Source organism: Frankia sp. CgKIO3, assembly GCF_977946435.1.
The window spans coordinates 26,477-48,321 of the sequence record NZ_CDWTMO010000011.1; the positions used below are offsets into that span (position 1 = coordinate 26,477).

The following is a 21,845-nucleotide window of genomic DNA, read 5'->3' on the forward strand; positions in this document are numbered from 1 at the left end:
GGGAGTCGGTCGACCTCGTCTTGGCCTCGGGGAGCTGCGACGTGTACCTCTCCGGGTGCCTCCGTTGGTCGAGCAGCGTCGCATTGTCGCAGTCCTCGAAGGGTCGCTTGAGAGAATCAGGCAAGGCGTAGGCGGGTTGGAACGTACATTATTGCGAATTGATCATCTGCAAAGTTCGTTGCTGTCGGCGGTGTGCTTCGGCAGGGTTGGTCGGTGGGCCGACGCGCCACGTGTCACATTTCTTCATGATCGAGTGTCGGTAGACGGTGATGTTCCGGGGATTCCACTGGAGTGGCGCTGGTGCCGTCTTGGAGAGATCGTCGACGTGGTGGGTGGGGTGACCAAGGACGGCAAGAAGCAATCCGACCCGGACCTTCCTGAGGTTCCGTACCTGCGTGTGGCGAATGTGCAGCGAGGTTATCTGGATCTTGCGAAGATATCGACGATCCGGGTGCCCGCAGCCAAGGCTCGTGCGCTCACTCTATCAGCCGGGCGATGTTCTTCTGAACGAAAGTGGGGACCGCGATAAGCTCGGACGTGGGTGGGTGTGGGACGGGCAGATCGACGGGTGTATTCACCAGAACCATGTATTTCGAGTTCGTCTGTATGACGGAATTCTGCATCCGAAGCTGCTCGCTTGGCATGCCAACGAGTTCGGTCAGGGCTGGTGCGAGAAAAATGGTCGGCAGAGCGTCAACCTCGCCTCGATCAGCTTGTCCCAGATCAAGCGGCTTCCCGTTCCGATTCCCCCGGTAGAAGCACAGGCTGATCTGGTCAGCGCAGCCGAAGAATGGCTGAGTGTCCTGGACACCGGCGAGCGTCTGGTGCGTGGAGGTCTCGCGAAGGCTACCGTGCTACGGAAGGCGTTGTTAGCGGAGGCATTCACGGGGCGGCTGGTGGCGCAGGATCCGGCGGATGAGTCGGCGTCGGTGTTGTTGGAGCGGATCCGGGCGGAGCGGGCGGGTGCGGTGAAGGCGCCGAGGCGGCGGCCACGCAAGCTTCCGGCGCAGGAGGGGCAGTCTGCGGCGGCGGTGGGGACCGCGTCCCGGCCGATGGGAGAGTGGGCCTCCGTCGAGGCCGTCGTGTCCGCGCCGATGCTGCCGCTCGACGATGTTGCCATCGATAACGACAAGGATGTGCTGGGGTGAGCGCGAAGGCACGGCAGCTCATCGCGAAGCTGTGGAACTACTGCGACGTGCTGCGCGATGACGGCGTCTCCACCATCGACTACGTCGAGCAGTTGACCTACCTGCTGTTCCTGAAGATGGCGCACGAGCGGGCTTACCGGAGCTTCAACCCGGACGTAGCCCTGCGGCCAGTCGCGGACCCGGTGGCAGAAGCTGCTCGACTACGACGGCGACGACCTGGAGACCGCGTACCGACACACCTTGGAGGATCTCGCCAAGGAGGCGGGCATGCTCGGCGTGATCTTCCGCAAGGCGCAGAACCGCATCCAGGATCCGGCGAAGCTCAAGCGGCTTATCGTCGATCTGATTGAGAAGGAGGAGTGGTCGTCGACCGGTGTCGACGTGAAGGGTGACGCCTATGAGGAGCTGCTGGCCAAGAGCGCCGAGGATATCAAGTCCGGCGCCGGCCAGTACTTCACTCCCCGCGCGCTGACCGCGGCCATGGTCGACTGCCTCCAGCCGGGTCCGGACGACACGGTCTTCGATCCTGCCTGCGGCACCGGCGGCTTCCTGCTGGCCGCCGCCGACTACATCCAGCGCCATCATGGCGCCACGCTGTCGCCGGAGCAGCGCGCCGGCTTCAGCCGCGGAAAGATCCGGGGTATGGAGCTGGTAGACGGCACCGCCCGGCTCGCCGCGATGAACATGCTGCTGCACGGCATCGGCCACCCCAACGGCAACACCCTCATCGACGTCGGGGACGCGCTCGCCGGCCGGTACGGCGGGAATCCGACGATGATCCTCGCCAACCCGCCGTTCGGCAAGAAGTCCTCAATCACCGTGATCGGTGAGGACGGCCGCGCTGGCCGGGACGATATTGCGTACAGCCGGCAGGACTTCTGGACGACGACCACGAACAAGCAGCTCAACTTCGTCCAGCACATCGCGTCGTCGCTGGACGTGGACGGCCGGGCCGCCGTCGTCGTGCCCGACAACGTGCTGTTCGAGGGCGGGGCGGGGGAAACGGTCCGCCGCCGGCTGCTGGCGGAATACGACGTCCACACCCTGCCGCGGCTGCCCACCGGTATCTTCTACGCCGGCGGGGTCAAGGCGAACGTGCTGTTCTTCGACAGGCGCCGGGCTCGGCCGGGCACGCCGTGGACGGCGACCCTGTGGGTGTACGACCTGCGGGTCGGCCAGCACTTCACGTTGAAGCAGAATCCGCTGCGCCGCGAGCACCTCGGCGACTTCGTCGCCTGCTACCGGCCGGGGGAACCGCGCGGCACCCGCACCGAGTCCGAGCGGTTCCGCCCGTTCGACTACGATGAGCTGGCCGCTCGGGACAAGGCGAACCTCGACATCACCTGGCTGCGCGACCCCAGCCTTGACGACGCCGACAGCCTGCTACCTCCCGACGTCATCGCCCGTGAGATCGTTGAGATCTCCAGGCCGCCCTGGTCGAGTTCTCCGCCATCGCAGACGCCCTCGCGGCCAACCGCTCCGCCGACGCCACCGCTACACCGGACGATGCCGTCTCGTCCGACTGAGACCTTGCGGTGTGAAAGGGCCTGACGCGCCGCGACCCCATCCCGTGGTCCGCGTCGCGGGTTCGACACGGACGTTTAGTCCACCACGTCTGCTCGCAGCACGGCCTCGGCCAGCTCGACTAGTGAACCCTCATCGGGCAGCGACCATCGCAACGGTCCTTGGACGGAAACGGGTGCGCGCTTCCACCCCGCCCGCCGCCAGATCTCCATCACCAAGCCGGATGGGGCGTACTGGCGGCCGTCCACCGCCCAGACCAGGGGTTTCGAGCGGCTGTTCACCCAGGTGGCCTCCGCCCGCCGTGGATCCGCCGCCAACCATCCGCCGATCGCGCGTTCCTCGGGCTTCCCCGCGGTCGAGAACACCAACCGCGTACCCTCGCTGATTCTGCGCGCATCGACCAGAATGCCCACCGTGTTCGGACGTCGGCTGCGGCGGTCCGCCTTGGGCTTGTTGTAGTCCTCCGGCAGCACGGGCTCCGGGCGATCGGTCCTCATGTCCCATAGCACCTGCGCCACCAGTGGCTCGCAGCGCTCGGCACTGGTGAGGGTGCTACCGATGAAGGAATTCCGGCCGAAGGTCTCGTCGATGCGTAGCACCAGCCAGCCGACGGTCTGCCTGACGAGCGCCGGGACTCCATCGAGTCGCGTGGACCAGTCCTCGTCGGGATCGTCGATGCCATCCAGGGTGATGTGCGTGAAGATGATGTGCGCCACCAGCAGATCGCCGAGTTCGGCGACGGCCTCCGCGCGTCCGCGCCAATGATTGCGGGTGTCGTGCAGGTTCTGCTGGATGGCGCGGAAAGTCCGCACGCAGCGCCAGATCCGCAACGCCGACGGGCGGCGGTTTCCGAACAGCAGGGTGTAGGCGCCCTTTGCGCCCCGCTCCCACAACAGGGAGGAATCCTTCTTCGCGCGGACGACCAGCTCGACCGAGGAATGCGCACATGCCAGCGCGACGGCGGCGTGAACGACCGAGCACCCGCCCTCGGGAGATGGATCGATCTCCCCCCGCTTGAGGACATAGGTCTTGCCGAGAGTGAGAGCGAAATCGTCTTTGAATTCGTAATGAAGTAATTAATGCAAGCCAATATGCGTCTTCGCAGGTCACGGGCTCGCGAGGACTCCGAAGTGAACAAGTTATTTCATTCCGAATCCTTTGATGTCGGTCGGTACCTGGTCCAGGGCGACGAAGTCGCGCAGCTCCACGTCGTTCTGCGTGTTTGTCGTCTGGGTGGTGGTGGTCGCGAGGTCGGTGGGCGCCCGGCCCAGAACAATCACGCGGACTCCGACGAGAGCCCCGCCGGCCACGTCCGGGCTCTTCTTCACCCCGTCGCCGATAGCGACGACAGTCTGCGCGCCCTCGACGACGCTCGCGCCGTCGAGGGTCAACTCGGCTGGGCCGTTCGGCGTGCTACGGCTGAAGGGATTGAAGGTGAGACTGTCGCACAGTATGGTGATTCCGTTATTATAATACCAGAAGTTCTCGGGTGTCGTCGTCAATGTCTCGACGATATCGCTGTTAATCTTCGTGGTACCGAGACTGGTACGGATGTTCCTGCTGAACAACAGATTTCCGTGCTGGGTATACCAGTCGGCGATCTCGCTTGCCGCGACGATCCCGGAATACGCCGTAAGAGGATGGCGAAGGTCGAACCACTCCTGCATTTTGGCGACGAGCCTGATCGGCTGTGGGGCGTTGCGGCGCAGGAGCATCGCCCTGATGTCCGCCGCCAGACAGTACTCGATATCCAGGACGTCGCCGTGCTTGTTGAAAATTTTGACGGCGTCGTCGAATTTCTGCCGGACCTCGGCCGAGGGCGCCTGGCTTCCCATCAGGACGATCGTCATGGTGATACGCCGGCCGGCGTCGAGCAGTACTGTACGCACCCGTTCCGCGAGCACCTGAAGTCGCTCGTTGAAGGGGTCGAACTCGTGCTGGTCGATCAGGCGGAGTCCTTCGAGTGTCTTGAGCGCATCGCCGGTATTGAGGCCGGCCTCGCCGCGGTCGCTCCACTTCGACTGGATCAGCCAGAGTTGTGGCTCGCTCCTGGCCACGGTGATCGCGTCGATACCGAAATCGTTACGCCCATCGATGACCATCTCGGCGGCCTCGGCTGTGTCACAGTCGAGGCGGTCCCGTGCTACCAGTGCGGCCAGCGCACGGGAGAGGAACTTGCGGCGCCGCTCGGCCGGATCCGGATGGGTCACGTCGCTGGTGTCGATCAGGCCGTCGAACTCGCGTGCCAGTGCCTCCCTGACCGCTACAACGGTCCCGGGAACTGGTCTTCCCGCTCTTCCACTCACCTGATCCACCGCCCCTTCGCCGCACTGTGTATGCGATCTTACGGGGCGTCCCATTTGCGGGAGTAAAGTATCTCCTCTTGTCTGAGCAGCCGGCTGTGCCCCGGCTGCCGGACGTGAAGCCGGGCGGCCGAGACAGGGACGCGGACGAGATGGCCTGTAAGCCCCGGCTTGGCCAGCGCCCTGGCCACCATCATCAAACGACTCCGCGATGCCAACGGCGGCCCTATCCATCTGGTCGCCTGCTACGACCTGTACGAGCGCGTTCCCTATCTGCCGTCCGCCAGTCACAGGCGGGGCGGTGCTGTCTGCCTGGGGGCGGCTCGCAACGGGAGGGGTAGGGCCTGATGGGTAGCCCGGCCGTAACGGCCGACAGCACCTTGGAAGGTAACGCGCGGCCCACCGCCACCAGCCGGTCCCCGACCAGCCGGCCCATCACCGTCTTCGCCGGCGCCGAGACCACCCCACCCCGGCCGAGCAGCGTCCCCACCCTCGGTGAAGCTGAACTGTGGAGGGTTAGGCACGGTTCCGCGGTCCGCGACTTGTGACGGCCACGGGCCCTTGGACCTTGCTCCGGGGGTGCCGACTCCGGGGTGCCGAGCGGCGGCTCGGGTCAGAGGTGCCGGTACACCTCACGTCGATGGGCGACGTGGACGATCGTGACGAGAATGCGGGTGTGGTCGACCTGGTAGATCACCCGGTATTCACCAACTCTGATCCGCAGTATCCTGCTGGGTTGGCCGGTGATGGCCCGGGCCCCCGAGAGGCGGGGTTCCGCCGCGAGTCGTGTTATCGCGATCAGGATCCGTCGAGTGGTGGAGGCGTCGAGCTTGCGCAGCTCTCGCAGCGCCGCAGTCGTCCACTCGACGGTGTGCGCCACGTCAGTTCAGGCCGAACTCGGCGAGGACGTCGGCGTGGGGTACGCGAGGCTCCTCGGCGGCCAGCGCCTCTCGGGCGACGGCGAGATCCGCTTCGTCCTCCGCCGCTTCCAGCTCACGGAGATCTTCTATGGAGATCACTGCCGCGACCGCGCGGCCGTGACGGGTCAGGACGATCCGCTCATGGGCGTGCTCCGCCTTGGAGACGATCTCGCCGAGGTGGTCGCGTGCCTCGCTGATCGGCATCTCGCTCATCCCCAGATTGTACAAACCGGGGAGTGGTCGGGCCGCTGAGGCGGACGAGGTGGCCTGTAAGCCGGGTCCTGTACCGGCTAGCCTCACGGCTCGTCGGCGGCGACCATCTCTCTCGGGCTGCCGTTGCCGGCAGCCTCTAGCGGTCCACCCGCAGGCTCGGGCGGGCAGCCCTCGAACCTCGAACGCCTGCGCGGTCCGCGGCCTCGCGGCTACGGGCCTTCTGACCTTGCTCCGGGCGGGGTTTACCGAGCCGCCCAGGTCACCCTGGGCGCTGGTGCGCTCTTACCGCACCGTTTCACCCTTACCGGCGCCGGAACCGGCACCGGCGGTCTGTTTTCTGTGGCACTGTCCCGCGGGTCACCCCGGGTGGGTGTTACCCACCGCCCTGCCCTGTGGAGCCCGGACTTTCCTCGGCGACGCCGGACGAGCCGGCACCGACGCGGCCGCCCGGCCAACTCGTCCGCTTCCTTCAGTATAGAGTGCTTCCCGGTCTACGCTTCCTGGGCGTAGGGCTGATCGGGCTGTCGGTGCGCGGAGCCGGCCGATCGGGCGGTATGGCGGCGGATCGAGGAACAGGACGATCATGACGGGACCGAAGCAGCCGGGCCGAGGCTTCGGCAACGCGAGGCGTACGGCCTCTCCGCCCGCCGTTCCGCCCGCGCCCGCGGCGCCGGCGGCGGCCGGGCAGACCCCCGCGGCCTCGCCTTCCGGAACGCCTGCCGGCCAGGTTCCGGTTGGTCCGGGCGCCGTGGCGCCCGTTCCGCACCAGCCGGCCCACCCGGGCGGACCGGATTCTCCCGGCGTCCCGGGTGCGCCCACCGGCGGGGCCCGGCCGTCGCGTCGCGGGGTTGCCTACACCACCTATGCGATCACCGTGCTGGTGCTGCTCATCGCGATCGCCGTCGTGGTCTTCGTCGTGCAGAACGACGCGCGCGTGAGCATCTGGCTGTTCGGTTCGACCAGGCAGATGTCGGTCGCGGGTGCACTGGCCGCCTCGGCCGCCGCCGGTCTCGTCGTCGGCCTACTCATCGGTGTCATTCCTCAGATCAGGCTGCGCCGCGAGTTGCGCCACCTGCGTCGCGCGGCCGGCCACCGGTAGCTGAGCGGAGTCCTCGGCCGCGGGTCGGCCGGTAGCCGGTTGGTGGAAGGCACGTCGGCAAGATGCCAGGCGGATCTCACCGCGTCGGTACAGTCCGGGTCGTGACGTCGTTGCGAACAGATCTGCCACCGGGAGCACAACTCCCGCCACGCCCAGCGAACGCACCGGCGCCCGGCACCGTGCTGCCGTCCCACTACGTGCGGTGCTTCGCCTGCGGTGACCAGTCCGCCCACGGACTGCACCTACGGGTCGACGCCGATGCCGGCCTCGCGCTGTGCGCGACGTTCGAGGTGACCGAGCATCATCAGGGAGCGCCGGGCCTCGCCCATGGTGGCTTGCTCAGCTGCGCCCTCGACGAGGCGTTGGGTGCGCTCGGGCATCTGACCCGGACCAGCCTGGTGACCGGCCGGCTGGAGACGGACTTCCTGCGGCCGGTACCCGTGGGCACCGTCCTGCACCTGAGGGCGCGGGTCGAGGGCGTGCTCGGCCGGCGGGTCTACGCCAGTGGCGAGGGACGATTGAACAGCCCTACCGGACGGGTCGCGGTCCGGGCCCGAGGGCTGTTCGTCGAAGTGCCCCTGGAGCACTTTGTCACCCATGCCCGGGCCGAGGACATCCAGGCGATCGAGCAGGATCCGGACCTGATCCGGCTGCGCGAACATCAGACCATTTCCTGATCTTCGAATCTCCTGGTCTTCGAATCTCGGAATCTCGGAATCCGCTCACGGGCGGGACTCGTTTGCTCGCCGTGATTCGACCGCACGAACCGTCACATCTCCGTCACAGATCCGTCACAGATGTAGCTGGCACGGTGGGCGTGGCCTCCGGGTCTGTCGGGATGCTCCATCGACCGTTGCCTCGGCCACTGCGTCGGAACGTTCGGAGCGGCGGTCGGCCCCGGCGGCCAACCCTCGCCGGCTGTCGGTCGGCTCGCGGCGGAAAGCTCGGCGGAAAGGAGGGCGCGGTGCCGGCGATGTCGCTGCGCTCTGGCGATCCGGAGCGGATCGCCCGGTTCACGCTCACCGCGCGGCTCGGCTCCGGTGGTATGGGAGTCGTCTACCTCGGCATCGACGACGAGACCGGAGGGCCGGTCGCCCTCAAGGTGATCCGGTCGGACTTCACGGCCGATCCCGAGTTCCGCAGCCGGTTCCGTCGCGAGGTCGCGGCCGCCCGGGCGGTCGACGGTGCCTGCACCGCGAGGCTGGTCGATGCCGATCCCGACGCCGAGGATCCGTGGATGGCAACCGAGCACATCCACGGCCAAAGCCTCGCCGAGGCGATCGCCGACCGGGGCGCGCTGACCATGCCGGTCGTCATGGCGCTGGCGACCGGGCTCGCCGAGGCCCTGAAGGCCATCCACGACGCCGGCATCGTCCATCGGGACCTGAAACCGGGCAACGTGATCCTCAGCGAGGACGGCCCGAAAGTGATCGACTTCGGCATCGCGGCGGCGGTCGACGCGACGGCCGCGACCAGGACGGGGGTGTTGCTGGGCAGCCCGGGTTACATGGCCCCGGAGCAGGTCACCGGACGCGGCGAGATCGGCCCGCCGGCGGACGTCTTCGCCTGGGGCCTGACGGTACTGTTCGCCGCGTCGGGGCGACCCCCCTTCGGGACCGGCCGGCCCGACGCGCTGCTGTACCGGGTGGTCCACGACGAGGCCGACACCGGGGATGTTCCGCTGGCCCTGCGCCCAGCGGTCCGCGCGGCGTTGCTCAAGGAGCCTATGGCCCGGCCGAGCGCCCACGCGTTGCTGCGCGTGCTGATCGGGTCTACTGGCGACCCGGAGCGCGAGACACGCCGGATACTGCGGGACGCCTGGCTCGCCCCACCGGTGACGACCCGCATGAGGAGCCTTCTGCCGGCCGCGGAGGAGGATACCCATGACGCCAAGACGCAGATTCGCCTCGATGCGCCGGAGAGCGCCGGCGCGTGGGTGCGAGTGGGCGACGGTGCGGGGACAAACGGTGCGGGGACAGCGGGCCGGGCGCCACGCGGGACCGGTGATCCGGCGGGGGACCCCGGGCAGGCTGGCGAGCTTCGGCAGGTCGGCGAGTCCGGGCAGGTCGGCGGGTCCGCGCTCGGCGAGGATGACGATCAGGCCGGTGGCCGGCCGGCTGACGGTGATCATGATGCGGCCGCTTCCGCCGGGGCAGCTCCCGCCGGGGCGAAGCGGCCCCTGTCCGGCCGGCGGGCCCGTGCCCGGCGCCACCCGCGCCGGACCGCGGGTCTGGCTGCCCTGGCCGCGACACTCGCGGGCCTGGCCGCCCTGAGCGCCTCCGAGGCCGCCGGCGACCTCGGTCCGCAGGCCCCCGGGACGGCCGCCAGTTCCCAGGCGACGGCCGGGGAACCGGGGCCCGGCCCGCACGGCGTGCCACTCACCCCGTCGTCGCGTGACGACGTCCCGGCCCGATCGGGACATACTCCTGGGCCACCGGGGCTCCCCGCGCCCTCACCCTCTGTCATCGTTCCTCCTGCCGGCCTGTCGTCGGGGCGGCCGATCCCCGGATTCCGGGGCACGGTCGGCCAGCTCATGCAGGCCAAGGCGTTCACCGGCTTCGTCGCCGCCCACGACACCCAGATCGTCTTCCTCGACATCTCCACCCTCGCCGAGGGTAACGAAGGGGCCTTCTACCCCGGACCGGACTTTGGGGGGGACAACCGGCCCAACTTCACCCTCTTCGACGCGTGCGGGGCGCTCGGGCCGGGGGAGCCGCCCGGCTTCGAGCCGGGGAAGGAGTGCTTCGGGAGCACGTACCGCCTTGCCGAGATGGCGCACAGCGGTGCTTCCTTCGGCTACGTGCAGGGTTCCTACCGGCTGCGTGGTTATTTCTGGGTCGACCTGGTACCCGGAATGCACCAGGGATTCGTGAACATCAATCTGCGGGCCGTCGACGCCCGGGATCTTCCGCGTTGACGGACCGGTGGTGTTCCGCCGGGTTGGGCCTATTTTTCAGGAAAAAACTAAATAAGGAAGGTTTGTGCATCCGGTGCAGGTCGGGTGCCCGCGGTGTTTGTACGGCCGGGTTCATGGAGACGAAGAGGAGGCAGACTCACGCTCTGGGGGTGCCCGGTGTTCCAAATTCTCTGGATCGTTCTGGCCGGTCTGGTGATCGGTCTTCTGGCCCGTCTGATCGTCCGGGGTCGGCAGAACATCCCACTCTGGCTGACGGTCGGGTTCGGCATCATCGGCGCGCTGGTGGGTAACGTGATCGCGAGCGCGCTCGGCGTGCGCCACACCGGCGGCTTCGACTGGATCCGGCACATCCTGCAGGTTGGTGTCGCGGTCGCGCTGGTCGCGATCGTCTCCCCGATGTGGGCGGCGCGTCGTGGGCAGAGCACCGGCACCCGGCGCACCGCGGGCCGACCCTAGCCCGGTGTGCGTACCGGGCGGTGATGCGGGGAAGCGGCCGGTCAGCGGCCGCGGCTCACCCAGTCGTCGTAGTCGACACCCTCCTCACCGATGGTCGTGTCGTCGCCGTGACCGGTGTGCACGACGGTGTGCGCGGGCAGGGTGAGCAGCCTGGTACGGATCGAGGCCAGGATGGTCGGGAAGTCGGAGTAGGACCGCCCGGTCGCCCCGGGACCCCCGCGGAAGAGTGTGTCGCCGCTGAACAGGACCGGGTCGCCGTTGATCTCCCCGAACAGGCAGATCCCGCCGGGAGAGTGGCCCGGGGTGTGCAGGACGCGCAGCGCGCCACCTTCGGGCAGGCCGATGAGCTGTCCGTCCGCGAGCGCACGGTCGGGCGCCCGGTGCGGATAGATCGCCTTCCACAGCACCACGTCGGCGGGGTGCAGCGCGATGGGCGCCCGGACCAGGTCCGCGAGCTCCGCCGCCGCATTGATGTGGTCGTTATGACCGTGCGTAGTGATGATCGATGTGACCACGCGGGTGCCGATGGCCGCCGCGATCACCGACGGGTCGTGCGCGGCGTCGATGACCAGTACCTCGTCGTCGTTTCCCACGAGCCAGACGTTGTTGTCGACCGTGAACGACTGACCGTCGAGCGTGAAGTCGCCGCGCGTGATCACCCGATCCACCCGAAGCCCGGTATTGACGATCATTGCGTCCCCTCCTCGACCCGATCGGTCTGCCCGCTGCCCGCTGCGCGTGTCGCGGGTGCCGTCGGACGGCGGTGCACCCGGTGGGGTCGACCGTATCCGGCGGTTCCCGGCTCCGGGTGGGCCCGCCGCCGACGAACCTCGCCACTAAACAAAGGTTCAGTGAACGATGGTTCAGTAGATGGCGGCCCGGTGAACGACGACTCAGAGGATGACGACGCTGCGCAACACGTCGCCGCGCTGCATCCGGGTGAACGCCTCCTCGACGTCGCCGATCCCGATGGTCTCGGTGACGAAGGCGTCGAGGTCGAGCCGGCCCCGGCGATAGAGGTCGATGAGGATCGGGAAGTCGCGGCTCGGCAGGCTGTCGCCGTACCAGGACGACGACAGGTGACCGCCGCGGCCGAGGACCTCGGCGAGCGGCAGCTCCACGGTCATCGCCGGGTCGGGTACACCCACCAGGACCAGCCGTCCCGCCAGGTCGCGGGCGTCGAAGGCCTGGCGGTAGGTCTCCGGGCGGCCCACCGCCTCAATGACCACATCGGCGCCGAAGCCGTCGGTGAGCGCCCGGATGGCCGCCACCGGATCGCCTGCCGTGGCATTCACGACATCGGTGGCACCGAAGTGTCGGGCCCAGGTGAGCTTCCGGTCGTCGACATCGACCGCGATGATCTTCCGTGCTCCCGCGATCGAGGCGCCGGCGATCGCCGCGTCGCCGACCCCGCCGCAGCCGATCACTGCCACCGTCTCACCCCGGGTGACCCTGCCGGTGTTCACGGCGGCACCGAAACCGGCCATCACCCCGCAGCCGATCAGCCCGGCCGCCTCTGGCCGGGCCGCGGGGTCCACCAGCACGCACTGGCCCGCGGCGACCAGGGTCAGCGGCGTGAACGCACCGATGCCCAGCGCCGGCGCCAGCGGCGTCCCGTCCGCCAGGGTCATCGAATTTCGCGCGTTGCGGGAGTCGAAGCAATACCAGGCCATGCCGCGCCGACAGGCCCGGCAGGTTCCGCAGGGGGCCCGCCAGGCCAGCACCACGTAGTCACCGGGGGCCAGACCCACCACGCCCTCGCCCACCGATTCGACGGTGCCGGCCGCCTCGTGCCCCAACAGGAACGGATAGTCGTCGTTGATCGCGCCCTCGCGGTAGTGCAGGTCGGTATGGCATACGCCGCAGGCGCGCACCCGTACCCGTGCCTCGCCCGGACCCGGATCTGGAACAACGATCTGCTCCAGCGAGACCGCGGCGCCCTTCTCCCGGGCCACCACCGCTTCCACCGTCTGCGCGCTCATCCCGGATCCCTTCTCCTCGAGTCTCCTCGAGCACTGGTCGGAGAGATGAATCCCTCGTCGAACCGGAGCGGTCACCCCGATGTCTGACTTTCCTACCTCCGTTGGTGGGCTCCGTCCAACACAGGTGGGGTCCGTCCAACACAGGTGGGGTCCGTCCAACACAGGTGGGGTCCGTCCAACGTGGTCACGCCGCTCATGGCGCGACACGCCGCTTTACGGCCACCCGGCGCCACCGAGAACGGGTCGGTGTCGGTACGCTCCTACCGGTCCGTTTCTGCTCTTTGTAGAAGGAGCAACCCCTCAGTGGTCCGTTTCACCGACACGTCGTCCGTCGCCTCACCGACCCGCCGCTTCTACGGGGAGGTGACGGTCGGTGATCCTCGCCTGTCCGAGGACGGGCGGCTCGAGGCCGGCGGTGAGAGTGTCGATGCGGGGGTGGGCGAGCCCGGGCCCACCGGGCGGCCGCTGCCGTCGTTTCCCGTCCCGCCCCCGCTGGCGTCGCACGGTCCCGCCTGGATCGTCGCGATGTGCAACCAGAAGGGCGGGGTCGGCAAGACCACCAGCACGATCAACCTGGGTGCCGCGCTCGCGGAGTACGGCCGGCGGGTACTCCTCGTCGACTTCGATCCTCAGGGTGCGCTGTCGGTCGGGCTCGGCGTCAACCCGATGCAGTTCGACCTGACGGTGCACGACCTCCTGCTGGGCGGGGACGCCGACGTCCGCGAGGTGATCGTCGAGACCCAGGTCGACGGGCTCGACCTGCTGCCGAGCAACATCGACCTGTCCGCCGCGGAGGTGCTGCTGGTCACCGAGGTCGGCCGCGAGCACAGCCTCGCCCGCGCGCTGGCGCCGATCCTCGACGAGTACGACGTCATCCTCGTCGACTGCCAGCCCTCGCTCGGCCTGCTGACCGTGAACGCGCTGACGGCGGCGGACGCCGTCATCGTCCCGCTGGAATGCGAGTACTTCGCGCTGCGGGGAGTGGCGCTGCTGTTGCAGACCATTGACAAGGTGCGCGAGCGGCTCAACTCACGCCTGGAGCTCGCCGGTATTCTGGCGACCATGTACGACGCCCGCACCCTGCATGCCCGGGAGGTGCTGGCCCGGGTCGTCGAACGGTTCCCGGACGAGGTGTTCCACACTGTGATCAACAGGACGGTTCGGTTCCCGGAGACCACGGTGGCCGGCGAGCCGATCACCACCTACGCCCCGACGTCGGTGGGGGCTGCTGGCTACCGGCGACTCGCCCGGGAACTGATGGTCCGGCACGACACGCCGCCGGCCGTCGGCTGAACCGAGACAACGGGGCGATCGGGGCGAAAAGGTAGCGACGTGCTGTTCCACCTTGCCGAACCCGCGGCGCTTCTCGGGATCCTCCTCGCCTTCCTCATCGGGATCTTCGCCCACGACGCCGCCCAGGTGCTCGTGGCCCGGCTAGTCCGTGACCCGACCCCGATGCGCTCGGGGCGGCTGACGACGGGCCTGAAGGACCGGCTCAGCCCGTTCAGCGGAGTCGCTGTCTTCGTCGTCGGCTACGGCTGGGCCGAGTCGGTGCCCATGAACGACGTGTGGCGGCGGCGCCGGTTCCACGTGGCCGCCGCCGTCCTGGCCGGACCGCTGGCGTATCTCCTGCTCGCCCTGGCAACCCTGGCGGTGTTCCAGCCGCTCGGCGAGCCGGGGCTGGTGCGGCTCGGTGACCGCGTCACCGAGGTGACGGTGCCGAACAGCTTCGGTGCCGAGCTCGCGTTGTGGATGGCCGTCACGTTCGGGTCGATGTTCATCGTCAGCCTGATCCCGGTCCCCCCGACAGACGCCGGGCGGCTGCTGTTCCTGCTCGGCCCGACCACGGCAGGCTGGCGCAAAGCCCGGTACCAGTTAGCCGAGCGCAACATCGGGTTGGGCATCCTGCTGGCGTTGTTGCTGCTGCCGGTGCTGTTCGTCGGATTCCCCTCGGTCATCGGCCAGCTCATCGGCCCGTTGCTGCGGGGACTCGCCTCGCTGATAGGCCTCAATCTGGGGTGATGATGATCACGCCGACGGCCGGGGCGTAGCGTGGCGCCATGACCCGGTCTCGAGCCGCTCCGGCCGACCAGGCCGACGGGAGGGCCGCCCCGCGTACCGGCGTGCCGACGGGTCGTGGTGGGCGCACGGAGACCTTCGTCGTCGAACTCGACAACTTCACCGGCCCCTTCGACCTGCTGCTCTCGCTCATCGCCAAGCATCGCCTCGACGTGACCGAGGTCGCGCTCTCCCAGGTCACCGACGAGTTTGTCGCGCACATCCGGCGGCTGGGGGACCAGTTCGACCTCGGCCAGGCCACCGAGTTCCTGGTGATCGCGGCGACCCTGCTCGACCTGAAGGCGGCCCGGCTGCTGCCGGGTGCCCTGTCCGAGGACGAGTCGGCGGACCTGGCCCTGCTGGAGGCCCGCGACCTGCTTTTCGCCCGGCTACTGCAGTACAAGGCGTACAAGGAGGCTGCGGCGCTCTTCGCCGGCCTCATGGCCCTGGAGGCGCGCCATACCCCCCGGGCGGTACCCCTGGAGCCCCGTTACGCCGCCGCGCTGCCGGAGGTCCAGATTGGCATCGGCCCGACGGAGCTCGTGGCGCTCGCGGCCCGGCTGCGTGAGCCGCTGCCGCCGCCGCTGGTCGCGACCGATCACGTGCACCTGCCCCGGATCAGCGTGCGGGAGCATATGCTCGCCGTCATCGCGATGCTGCGTGAGGTGGGCACCGCGACCTTCGGGATGCTGTGCGTCGGCTGCCGGCAGACCATCGAGGTGGTGGCCCGGTTCCTGGCGCTGCTGGAGCTCTTCCGCGAGGGCCGGATCTCCTTCGACCAGCAGGTCCCGCTCGGTGAGCTGACGGTGCGCTGGATCGCCCTGGATCCGGCGGTCGAGGCCGACGCCCCGCCGATCGGCCACGGGCTGTTCGGATCTGATCGGTACGGTGGGGACGCGGAGGAGGAGTCGCGGGAGGTGGCGTCGTGACTGGGACTGCCGGGGAGGCCCGGCCGCCGCTGGGTGCGTTGCTTGAGGCGGTCCTCATGGTCGCGGAGAAGCCGGTCGGCGTCGCGGAGCTCGCGACCGGCCTCGGCGCCCCGGCGCTGGAGGTCGAGCGGCTGCTCGCGCAGCTCGCCGAGCAGTATGCCCGCGACGGCTGCGGCTTCCGGCTGCGGCACACCGGTGGCGGCTGGCGCTTCTACACTGCGGACGAGTGCGCCCCCTGGGTCGAGCGCTTCGTGCTCGCCGGCCAATCGGCCCGGCTGTCGCAGGCTGCGCTGGAGACCATGGCCGTCGTCGCCTACCAGCAGCCGGTGAGCCGGGGGCGGATCTCGGCGGTGCGGGGTGTCTCCGCCGACGGAGTCATCCGCACCCTCACCGCCCGCGGCCTGGTCGAGGAGGTAGGGCACGATCTGGAGACCGGCGCGATCCTCTACGGCACCACCGACTACTTTCTCGAACGGATGGGGCTGCGCGGGCTCGACGAACTGCCGCCGCTCGCCCCCCTGCTGCCCGGTCTCGATGAGATTGATGACATTGTTACGTCATGAGCACCAGGTTCCCGTCATGAGTACCGGTGACCGCCCGGACGAGCCCCAGGACCAGGGCATCCGGCTGCAGAAGGTGCTGGCTGCCGCCGGGGTGGGCTCCCGCCGGCACAGCGAGGAGTTGATCGCTGCCGGTCGGGTCCGGGTGGATGGCACCGTGGTGCGCGAGCAGGGCCGCCGGGTCGATCCCGAAACCGCCCTCATCGAGGTCGACGGTGAGCGGATCGTCACCAGGGCGGGCCTGGTCCACTTGGCGTTGAACAAGCCGCGCGGGGTGCTCTCGGCGATGTCGGACGAGCGGGGCCGGCCGACGATCGCGGATCTGCTCATGGAGTTCGGCGGCGGGCTGTTCCACGTCGGCCGGCTCGACGCCGACAGCGAGGGGCTGCTGCTCGTCACCAACGACGGGGAGCTCGCACACCGGCTCACCCATCCCTCGTTCGCCGTCCCCAAGACCTACCTCGTCGAGGTGTCCGGTCTGCTGCGCCGCGACGTCCTGCGCCAGCTGCGCGCGGAGGTCGAACTCGACGACGGCCCGGTGCGCGCGGACTCGGCGCGCGTCGTCGACAACGCGAACGGACGGGTGATGGTCGAGGTCGTTGTGCACGAAGGGCGCAAGCACGTCGTCCGCCGGATGATGGACGCCGTCGGCCACCCGGTACATCGGCTGGTGCGCACCCGGTTCGGGGCGGTGTCGCTGGGAACCCTGCGCGCTGGGCGGGCCCGTCACCTCACCCGTCACGAGATCGGCACCCTGTATCACCGCGTCGGTCTCTAGGCTCGAGGCTTTAGGCTCAAGGCCATGGTCGGGTCGGGATGGGATGTCGCATGCCTTCCGCGCCTGCGCCGGGTCGGGGTCGTCGGCACGGGCCTGATCGGGACCAGTATCGGTCTCGCGCTGTCGGCAAGGGGCATCGAGGTCCTGCTCCGCGACATGGACGAGGCACAGGTTGCGCTTGCCGAGAAGATGGGGGCCGGGCGGCCGTGGGCGGGGGAGCGGGTCGATCATGCGGTCGTCGCCACCCCGCTGCCGAGTGTCGCGGCCCAGGTACGCGCCCTGGCCCGCTCCGGCCTCGCGGACACGATCAGCGACGCCGGCAGCGTCAAGGTCCGACCGTTGGTCGAGGGAGTCCAGCTCGGCTGCGACCTCACGACGTGGTGCCCAGCCCACCCCATCGCCGGCCGGGAACGGCACGGGGCCGTCTCCGCCCGGGCGGACCTGTTCGCCGAGCGGGTCTGGGCGGTCTGTCCCGTCCCGCACACCGGGTCGGCCGCGGTGCACGCCACGGTGGCGCTGGCGTTCGCCTGCGGGGCCACGCCGGTGCGGACCACCCCGCAGCGTCACGACGCGGCGATGGCGTCGGTCTCCCACGTGCCCCAGATCGTCGCGAGCGCGCTCGCGGGGGTGCTCGTCGGGCTGCCGGAACGGGACGTGCCCTTCGTCGGGCAGGGGTTCCGCGACACCACCCGGCTCGCCGACAGCGACGCCGAGCTGTGGTCGGGGATCATCGAGGGTAACCGCGGCCCGATCGCCGAGCGGGTACGTTCCCTCGGCGCCCAGCTCACCGCGCTCGCCGGCGTCCTCGACACCGGTTCCGGTGACGAGGTCACCGCCGCGGTCTCCCGGCTCATGCGGTGCGGCCAGGCCGGCCGTGCGCTGCTTCCGCGCAAGCCCGGCGCCCCGGCGCAGTCCTGGGGCTGGGTGGGGGTCGTGCTCGATGACCGACCTGGCCAGCTCGCCGCGCTCGTCGGCTTCATCAGCCAGTGGCAGATCAACATCGAGGATGTCGGGCCCTTCGAGCACAGCCTCGACGCACCCGCCGGCATCGTCGAGCTCGCGGTGGACCCGACGGCCGCGGACGAGCTCGTCGACCGGTTGACGCTCAACGGCTGGACGACATACCGGCGATCCTGATGCGGTACCGAGTAGCCTGATCCGGGTTGCACATGTCGGCATCCGCGGGGGCGCGATCCGACAACTTCATTATGTGACCGGGACGGAGGAATCGGGTGAAGCCCGACCACGGGTCTGCGCTGTCGGCAGGAAGCATGGTCACCGACAGCCGGGAGGGAACGTCTGCGCCGCTCGGGTCCGAGGGAGATGGTCCCGCGGTCCACGAAGGCGGGGCCGAGGGTCTGATCGTGGCGGTCGACGGTCCCGGAGGGTCGGGGAAGAGCACCGTGGCCCGCGAGATCGCCCGCCGTCTCGGCCTGCGGTACCTCGACACCGGGGCGATGTACCGCGCAGTCACCCAGCTCGCGCTGGAACGGCGGATCGACATCGAGGACCCGGCGGCGGTCGCGGAGCTGGCCGAGCGGGCGGTGATCTCGGTCGGTACGGACCCGGACGAGCCCTCGATCGCCATCGACGGTGTCGGGGTGGACGCCCAGATCCGCACCCGCGCGGTGACTAACGCGGTCAGTGCGATCGCGGCGGTGCCGGCGGTGCGGGCGTTGCTCGTCACTCAACAGCGTCAGGTGATTGCCGCCGCGTTGCCGGCCGGCGGCATCGTCGTGGAGGGTCGCGACATCGGCTCGGTCGTGGCGCCGGGCGCCCAGATCAAGGTCTTCCTCACCGCCTCGACCGAGGTCCGTGCGCTGCGTCGCTCCCGCCAGCTCGGGGAGAAGGGCGTTGACGACGTCGCCCGGACCCTCGCCGAACTCGACCGGCGCGACGCGCTCGACAGCAACCGGGCAGCGGACCCGCTGGCCATCCCGCCCGACGCGATGGTTCTGGACTCGACGGCCCGGTCGGTGCCCGAAGTCGTCGACGAGGTGCTTCGGCGTTGCGAGCAGCTGCCGAATCGGACGAGATGACCACGTCGAACCCCCGCGCTGAGGCTCCCCGCGCTGAGGCCGCTCGGCCGGGCGACGGTGCCGGCGAACGTGCCGCGGAGGCGGCCGGGCGGGCCGCCCGGGTCGCGCGTGGACCGGTCCACCGGGGTGCCGCGTCACCGGTCTACAACGACCTCCCGCACCGCGTCCTCAAGCCCGGGGTCCGCTGGTTCCTCAACCGGGTGGTCATGCAGATCAGCCTGGAGGGGCTCGAGAACGTCCCCTTCGACGAACCGTTGATCTTCGCTGGGAACCACAGCAGTTGGCTGGATGGCCCGTTGGTGGTGATCGAGTCCCCGCGGACCGTGCGCTGCCTGAGCAAGATCGAGATGTACCGGGGGGTGCTCGGCCGGGCGCTGCTGTTCAGCGGTCAGATTCCGATCGATCGTGATCGGGCCGACCGGGAGGCCCTGCACACCGCACTGGACGAGCTCTCCCGCGGCGGGGCGATCGGGTTGTTCCCCGAGGGCACCCGGGGCAGCGGGGAGATGGCGGCGGTCCAGCACGGTATCGCCTACCTCGCGGTGCACGGCCGCTGCCGCGTCCTACCGGTGGCCTGCATCAACACCGGTGCCGCCCTGCCCCGGGGGGCGCGCTGGCCGCGCCGGTCGGTGCCGATCCGGGTAGTCTTCGGTGCGCCGTTCGCGGTGGAGGTGCCGGCGAACCCACGTTCGCGCAAGGCGCTGGCCGCCGTCGCGGAGGACATCCGGATGCGCCTGCTCGACCATCTGGCGACCGTCCGGGCCGGAAAGGCCGGCGGGACCGGCGAGGCCGACCGGGCCGGCTCCGGGTAACCTGAGCAAGATTGCTGCTCGCTCCGGACGGGCGGGTGAGAGCCCCCGGCGATCCGGCCACGCTCGAGTGCCCGGCGCCGAGCCCGGGAATCACAGGCGATCCCGTCCCACGATGACAGTTGGCAGTGACAGTGATGAGCGGACAAGACCTATCAACGGACCTCGGCGCGGCCGGGTTCGACCGGTTCGCCGACGGTGGCCTCGGCGATGACGTCGGTGGCCCCGACGGGTTCGTCGGCGAGTTCGACGGCGAGTTCGCGAGCCCCGGGGCCGGTCAACCGGTGGTGGCCGTCGTGGGGCGACCCAACGTGGGCAAGTCGACGTTGGTCAACCGCATCCTCGGCCGGCGCGCCGCGGTCGTCGAGGACGTCCCCGGGGTGACCCGTGATCGCGTCGCCTACGACGCGGTCTGGAGCGGGCGGCGGTTCACCCTCGTCGACACCGGCGGCTGGGAACCCGACGCGACGGGGCTGGCCGCCCAGGTCTCCGAGCAGGCCCGCGCGGCGCTCGACACCGCCGATGCGGTGCTGTTCATCGTGGACGTCGTCACCGGCGCCACCGACGCCGACGAGGCGGTCGCCCGGGTGCTGCACCGCTGCGGGCTGCCAGTGATCCTGGTGGCGAACAAGGTCGACGACGTACGATTCGAGGCTGATGCGGCGGCGCTGTGGAGCCTCGGGCTCGGCGAGCCGCACCCGGTCTCGGCCCTGCACGGCCGGGGCAGCGGAGACCTGCTCGACGCCGTGCTCGCCGCGTTGCCCGAGGCGCCGCGCGAGATCCTCACCGAGTCCGACGGCCCCCGGCGGGTCGCACTGATCGGCCGGCCCAACGTCGGCAAGTCGAGTCTGCTGAACAAGCTCGCCGGCAGCCGGCGGTCGTTGGTGCACGACGTCGCCGGCACCACCCGGGACCCGGTCGACGAGCTGGTGACGGTCGGCGGCGAGGAGTGGATGTTCATCGACACCGCCGGGCTGCGCCGTCGCGTCCGGGAGGCCTCCGGCGCCGAGTACTATTCGTTGCTGCGCACCGCCTCGGCCCTGGAAGCCGCCGAGGTCGCCATCGTCCTGCTCGCCGCGGACGAGCCGGTGACCGAGCAGGACCAGCGGGTCATCTCGATGGTCGTCGACGCGGGACGGGCCCTCGTCCTCGCCTTCAACAAGTGGGACTTGGTGGACACCGACCGCCGGCTCACCCTGGAACGGGAGATCGTCCGCGACCTCGGCCGGGTCGCGTGGGCGCCGCGGGTGAACGTCTCGGCCCGTACCGGGCGTGCGACCGACCGGCTCGCCCCCGCGCTGCGCACCGCGCTGGAATCCTGGGGTACCCGGATCCCGACCGGCAGGCTGAACACCTGGCTGGGTGAGGTCGTCGCCGCGACCCCGCCGCCAGCGCGTGGAGGGCGGGTTCCGAAGGTTCTGTTCGCGACCCAGGCCGGAGTGCGCCCGCCGCGGTTCGTGGTGTTCACGACGGGTTTTCTGGAGTCGTCCTACCGCCGGTTCCTGGAACGCCGGCTCCGGGAGGACTTCGGCTTCGCCGGTTCGCCCATCTCGATCTCGGTGCGGGTGCGTGAACGCGGCGACCGCAGGGGCGGCGGCTGACGGTTGGACCGGGTTCCGGCCGCCAGCCGGGCGGGTTTTCCGGACCGGCCGGACGGCCGGGACGGCGTGACGGCGGCTTACGACGAAAAAACCCGTTGAGCAGGCTCACAAGCCTGACCAACGGGTTTTACCACCTCTGTCGGGACGACAGGATTTGAACCTGCGACCCCCAGACCCCCAGTCTGGTGCGCTACCAAGCTGCGCCACGTCCCGTACGGCAGCAACGTTACCGTACCGGCGACCACTACGGTGACCGGGGGTCGCGTCGTCAACGGCGCGACCCCCGGTCACCGTGCGTGGGCTCCGCGTGGGACCAGGCCGAGGCCGTCACCCACGAGGTGTCTGCACGCCGCATGGCCGCCGAACAGCAGGGTCAGCTCGCGCCCTGGGCACGCCGTCGGGCAACCCCGGCGCCGATCAGCAGGGCGCCTACTGCCGCACCGGCCAGTGGGAGCAGGGGTGAGGACCCGGGGTCGGCCATCCCGCCGCCACCTGCGGCGACACCGCCC

22 protein-coding genes, 1 tRNA gene and 1 other RNA gene are annotated in these 21,845 nt (G+C 69.6%); 16 read left to right on the forward strand and 8 right to left on the reverse strand.

What is annotated here, in order from left to right; genetic code table 11:
- Window positions 1–545: 545 nt before the first annotated feature.
- From AC08OJ_RS02680 to AC08OJ_RS02690, 3 genes are read left to right on the forward strand one after another with little or no spacing between them, the layout of a single operon-like run.
- Window positions 546–1,148 carry a restriction endonuclease subunit S domain-containing protein gene (locus tag AC08OJ_RS02680; protein ID WP_476594983.1) on the forward strand — a complete coding sequence of 201 codons (603 nt, stop codon included), beginning with the start codon at window positions 546–548 and terminating at the stop codon, window positions 1,146–1,148.
- The gene (locus AC08OJ_RS02685; RefSeq protein WP_476594984.1) at window positions 1,145–1,498 is read left to right on the forward strand and encodes a type I restriction-modification system subunit M N-terminal domain-containing protein; all 354 of its coding nucleotides are present in this window, start codon (window positions 1,145–1,147) and stop codon (window positions 1,496–1,498) included. The genes AC08OJ_RS02680 and AC08OJ_RS02685 overlap by 4 nt, the downstream gene beginning before the upstream one ends.
- Window positions 1,416–2,699 carry an HsdM family class I SAM-dependent methyltransferase gene (locus AC08OJ_RS02690; protein WP_476594985.1) on the forward strand — a complete coding sequence of 428 codons (1,284 nt, stop codon included), beginning with the start codon at window positions 1,416–1,418 and terminating at the stop codon, window positions 2,697–2,699. The genes AC08OJ_RS02685 and AC08OJ_RS02690 overlap by 83 nt, the downstream gene beginning before the upstream one ends.
- Before the next feature lie 50 nt (window positions 2,700–2,749).
- On the opposite strand, the gene AC08OJ_RS02695 is transcribed toward AC08OJ_RS02690, so the two are convergent.
- The 5 genes from AC08OJ_RS02695 to rnpB all read right to left on the reverse strand — a co-directional run bounded on the left by AC08OJ_RS02695 (window position 2,750) and on the right by rnpB (window position 6,567).
- Entirely contained in the window at window positions 2,750–3,502 is a 753-nt protein-coding gene (locus AC08OJ_RS02695; protein ID WP_476592399.1) for a hypothetical protein, read from the reverse strand.
- 309 nt (window positions 3,503–3,811) lie between these two features.
- Complete coding sequence (locus AC08OJ_RS02700) at window positions 3,812–4,978, reverse strand: AIPR family protein (RefSeq protein ID WP_476594986.1); 1,167 nt, start codon at window positions 4,976–4,978, stop codon at window positions 3,812–3,814.
- Window positions 4,979–5,588: 610 nt separating this feature from the next.
- Window positions 5,589–5,855 (reverse strand): type II toxin-antitoxin system RelE family toxin, encoded by a 267-nt coding sequence (locus tag AC08OJ_RS02705; RefSeq protein ID WP_476594987.1) that lies wholly within the window; start codon window positions 5,853–5,855, stop codon window positions 5,589–5,591.
- 1 nt (window position 5,856) lies between these two features.
- Window positions 5,857–6,108, reverse strand: a complete 252-nt coding sequence (locus AC08OJ_RS02710) for a type II toxin-antitoxin system Phd/YefM family antitoxin (RefSeq protein ID WP_462189044.1) — start codon at window positions 6,106–6,108, stop codon at window positions 5,857–5,859.
- Between the two features lie 41 nt (window positions 6,109–6,149).
- Window positions 6,150–6,567, reverse strand: an RNA gene (gene rnpB, locus AC08OJ_RS02715) — RNase P RNA component class A.
- A 124-nt stretch (window positions 6,568–6,691) separates the two neighbouring features.
- On the opposite strand from rnpB, the gene AC08OJ_RS02720 reads away from it, so the two are divergent.
- From AC08OJ_RS02720 to AC08OJ_RS02735, 4 genes are all read left to right on the forward strand, one after another.
- Window positions 6,692–7,207, forward strand: a complete 516-nt coding sequence (locus tag AC08OJ_RS02720) for a lipopolysaccharide assembly protein LapA domain-containing protein (RefSeq protein WP_476592403.1) — start codon at window positions 6,692–6,694, stop codon at window positions 7,205–7,207.
- 101 nt (window positions 7,208–7,308) lie between these two features.
- On the forward strand, window positions 7,309–7,884 hold the full coding sequence (locus tag AC08OJ_RS02725; protein WP_476594988.1) for a PaaI family thioesterase: 576 nt from the start codon (window positions 7,309–7,311) through the stop codon (window positions 7,882–7,884).
- Window positions 7,885–8,180: 296 nt separating this feature from the next.
- Entirely contained in the window at window positions 8,181–10,124 is a 1,944-nt protein-coding gene (locus tag AC08OJ_RS02730) for a serine/threonine protein kinase (protein ID WP_476592415.1), read from the forward strand.
- Between the two features lie 156 nt (window positions 10,125–10,280).
- A complete protein-coding gene (locus tag AC08OJ_RS02735) occupies window positions 10,281–10,580 on the forward strand; it encodes a GlsB/YeaQ/YmgE family stress response membrane protein (protein ID WP_462186285.1) in 300 nt (99 codons plus the stop codon).
- A gap of 41 nt (window positions 10,581–10,621) precedes the next feature.
- Here AC08OJ_RS02735 and AC08OJ_RS02740 read toward each other — a convergent pair whose 3' ends face one another.
- Entirely contained in the window at window positions 10,622–11,272 is a 651-nt protein-coding gene (locus tag AC08OJ_RS02740) for an MBL fold metallo-hydrolase (RefSeq protein WP_476594989.1), read from the reverse strand.
- A gap of 201 nt (window positions 11,273–11,473) precedes the next feature.
- Window positions 11,474–12,562, reverse strand: a complete 1,089-nt coding sequence (locus tag AC08OJ_RS02745; RefSeq protein ID WP_462186283.1) for an S-(hydroxymethyl)mycothiol dehydrogenase — start codon at window positions 12,560–12,562, stop codon at window positions 11,474–11,476.
- Between the two features lie 303 nt (window positions 12,563–12,865).
- Here AC08OJ_RS02745 and AC08OJ_RS02750 point away from each other — a divergent pair, with 303 nt between their 5' ends.
- The 9 genes from AC08OJ_RS02750 (at window position 12,866) to der (ending at window position 21,336) form a co-directional block, all read left to right on the forward strand.
- Window positions 12,866–13,855, forward strand: a complete 990-nt coding sequence (locus AC08OJ_RS02750; protein WP_476592406.1) for a ParA family protein — start codon at window positions 12,866–12,868, stop codon at window positions 13,853–13,855.
- Window positions 13,856–13,894: 39 nt separating this feature from the next.
- Window positions 13,895–14,584, forward strand: a complete 690-nt coding sequence (locus AC08OJ_RS02755) for a zinc metalloprotease (RefSeq protein WP_476592407.1) — start codon at window positions 13,895–13,897, stop codon at window positions 14,582–14,584.
- Between the two features lie 38 nt (window positions 14,585–14,622).
- Window positions 14,623–15,549 carry a segregation and condensation protein A gene (locus tag AC08OJ_RS02760; protein WP_476592408.1) on the forward strand — a complete coding sequence of 309 codons (927 nt, stop codon included), beginning with the start codon at window positions 14,623–14,625 and terminating at the stop codon, window positions 15,547–15,549.
- Window positions 15,546–16,112, forward strand: a complete 567-nt coding sequence (scpB, locus tag AC08OJ_RS02765) for an SMC-Scp complex subunit ScpB (protein ID WP_476592409.1) — start codon at window positions 15,546–15,548, stop codon at window positions 16,110–16,112. Before AC08OJ_RS02760 ends, scpB begins: the two co-directional genes overlap by 4 nt.
- 16 nt (window positions 16,113–16,128) lie before the next feature.
- The gene (locus AC08OJ_RS02770; RefSeq protein ID WP_476594990.1) at window positions 16,129–16,887 is read left to right on the forward strand and encodes a pseudouridine synthase; all 759 of its coding nucleotides are present in this window, start codon (window positions 16,129–16,131) and stop codon (window positions 16,885–16,887) included.
- Between the two features lie 24 nt (window positions 16,888–16,911).
- Entirely contained in the window at window positions 16,912–18,024 is a 1,113-nt protein-coding gene (locus tag AC08OJ_RS02775; protein ID WP_476592411.1) for a prephenate dehydrogenase, read from the forward strand.
- 95 nt (window positions 18,025–18,119) lie between these two features.
- On the forward strand, window positions 18,120–18,926 hold the full coding sequence (cmk, locus tag AC08OJ_RS02780) for a (d)CMP kinase (protein WP_476594991.1): 807 nt from the start codon (window positions 18,120–18,122) through the stop codon (window positions 18,924–18,926).
- Window positions 18,923–19,738, forward strand: a complete 816-nt coding sequence (locus AC08OJ_RS02785) for a lysophospholipid acyltransferase family protein (RefSeq protein ID WP_476594992.1) — start codon at window positions 18,923–18,925, stop codon at window positions 19,736–19,738. The genes cmk and AC08OJ_RS02785 overlap by 4 nt, the downstream gene beginning before the upstream one ends.
- Before the next feature lie 134 nt (window positions 19,739–19,872).
- The gene (der, locus tag AC08OJ_RS02790; RefSeq protein WP_476592414.1) at window positions 19,873–21,336 is read left to right on the forward strand and encodes a ribosome biogenesis GTPase Der; all 1,464 of its coding nucleotides are present in this window, start codon (window positions 19,873–19,875) and stop codon (window positions 21,334–21,336) included.
- A gap of 139 nt (window positions 21,337–21,475) precedes the next feature.
- On the opposite strand, the gene AC08OJ_RS02795 is transcribed toward der, so the two are convergent.
- Window positions 21,476–21,549: transfer RNA gene (locus tag AC08OJ_RS02795), tRNA-Pro, on the reverse strand.
- Window positions 21,550–21,845: the final 296 nt, after the last annotated feature.

Bases quoted from the DNA above. Each gene is read 5' to 3' on its own strand.
- AC08OJ_RS02785 (WP_476594992.1), top strand. From the start codon at position 18,923: ATGACCACGTCGAACCCCCGCGCTGAGGCTCCCCGCGCTGAGGCCGCT.
- AC08OJ_RS02775 (WP_476592411.1), top strand. From the start codon at position 16,912: ATGGTCGGGTCGGGATGGGATGTCGCATGCCTTCCGCGCCTGCGCCGG.
- AC08OJ_RS02710 (WP_462189044.1), bottom strand. From the start codon at position 6,108: ATGAGCGAGATGCCGATCAGCGAGGCACGCGACCACCTCGGCGAGATC.
- AC08OJ_RS02770 (WP_476594990.1), top strand. From the start codon at position 16,129: ATGAGTACCGGTGACCGCCCGGACGAGCCCCAGGACCAGGGCATCCGG.
- der (WP_476592414.1), top strand. From the start codon at position 19,873: ATGAGCGGACAAGACCTATCAACGGACCTCGGCGCGGCCGGGTTCGAC.
- AC08OJ_RS02730 (WP_476592415.1), top strand. From the start codon at position 8,181: ATGTCGCTGCGCTCTGGCGATCCGGAGCGGATCGCCCGGTTCACGCTC.
- AC08OJ_RS02690 (WP_476594985.1), top strand. From the start codon at position 1,416: ATGCTCGGCGTGATCTTCCGCAAGGCGCAGAACCGCATCCAGGATCCG.
- AC08OJ_RS02745 (WP_462186283.1), bottom strand. From the start codon at position 12,562: ATGAGCGCGCAGACGGTGGAAGCGGTGGTGGCCCGGGAGAAGGGCGCC.
- AC08OJ_RS02760 (WP_476592408.1), top strand. From the start codon at position 14,623: ATGACCCGGTCTCGAGCCGCTCCGGCCGACCAGGCCGACGGGAGGGCC.
- AC08OJ_RS02720 (WP_476592403.1), top strand. From the start codon at position 6,692: ATGACGGGACCGAAGCAGCCGGGCCGAGGCTTCGGCAACGCGAGGCGT.
- AC08OJ_RS02740 (WP_476594989.1), bottom strand. From the start codon at position 11,272: ATGATCGTCAATACCGGGCTTCGGGTGGATCGGGTGATCACGCGCGGC.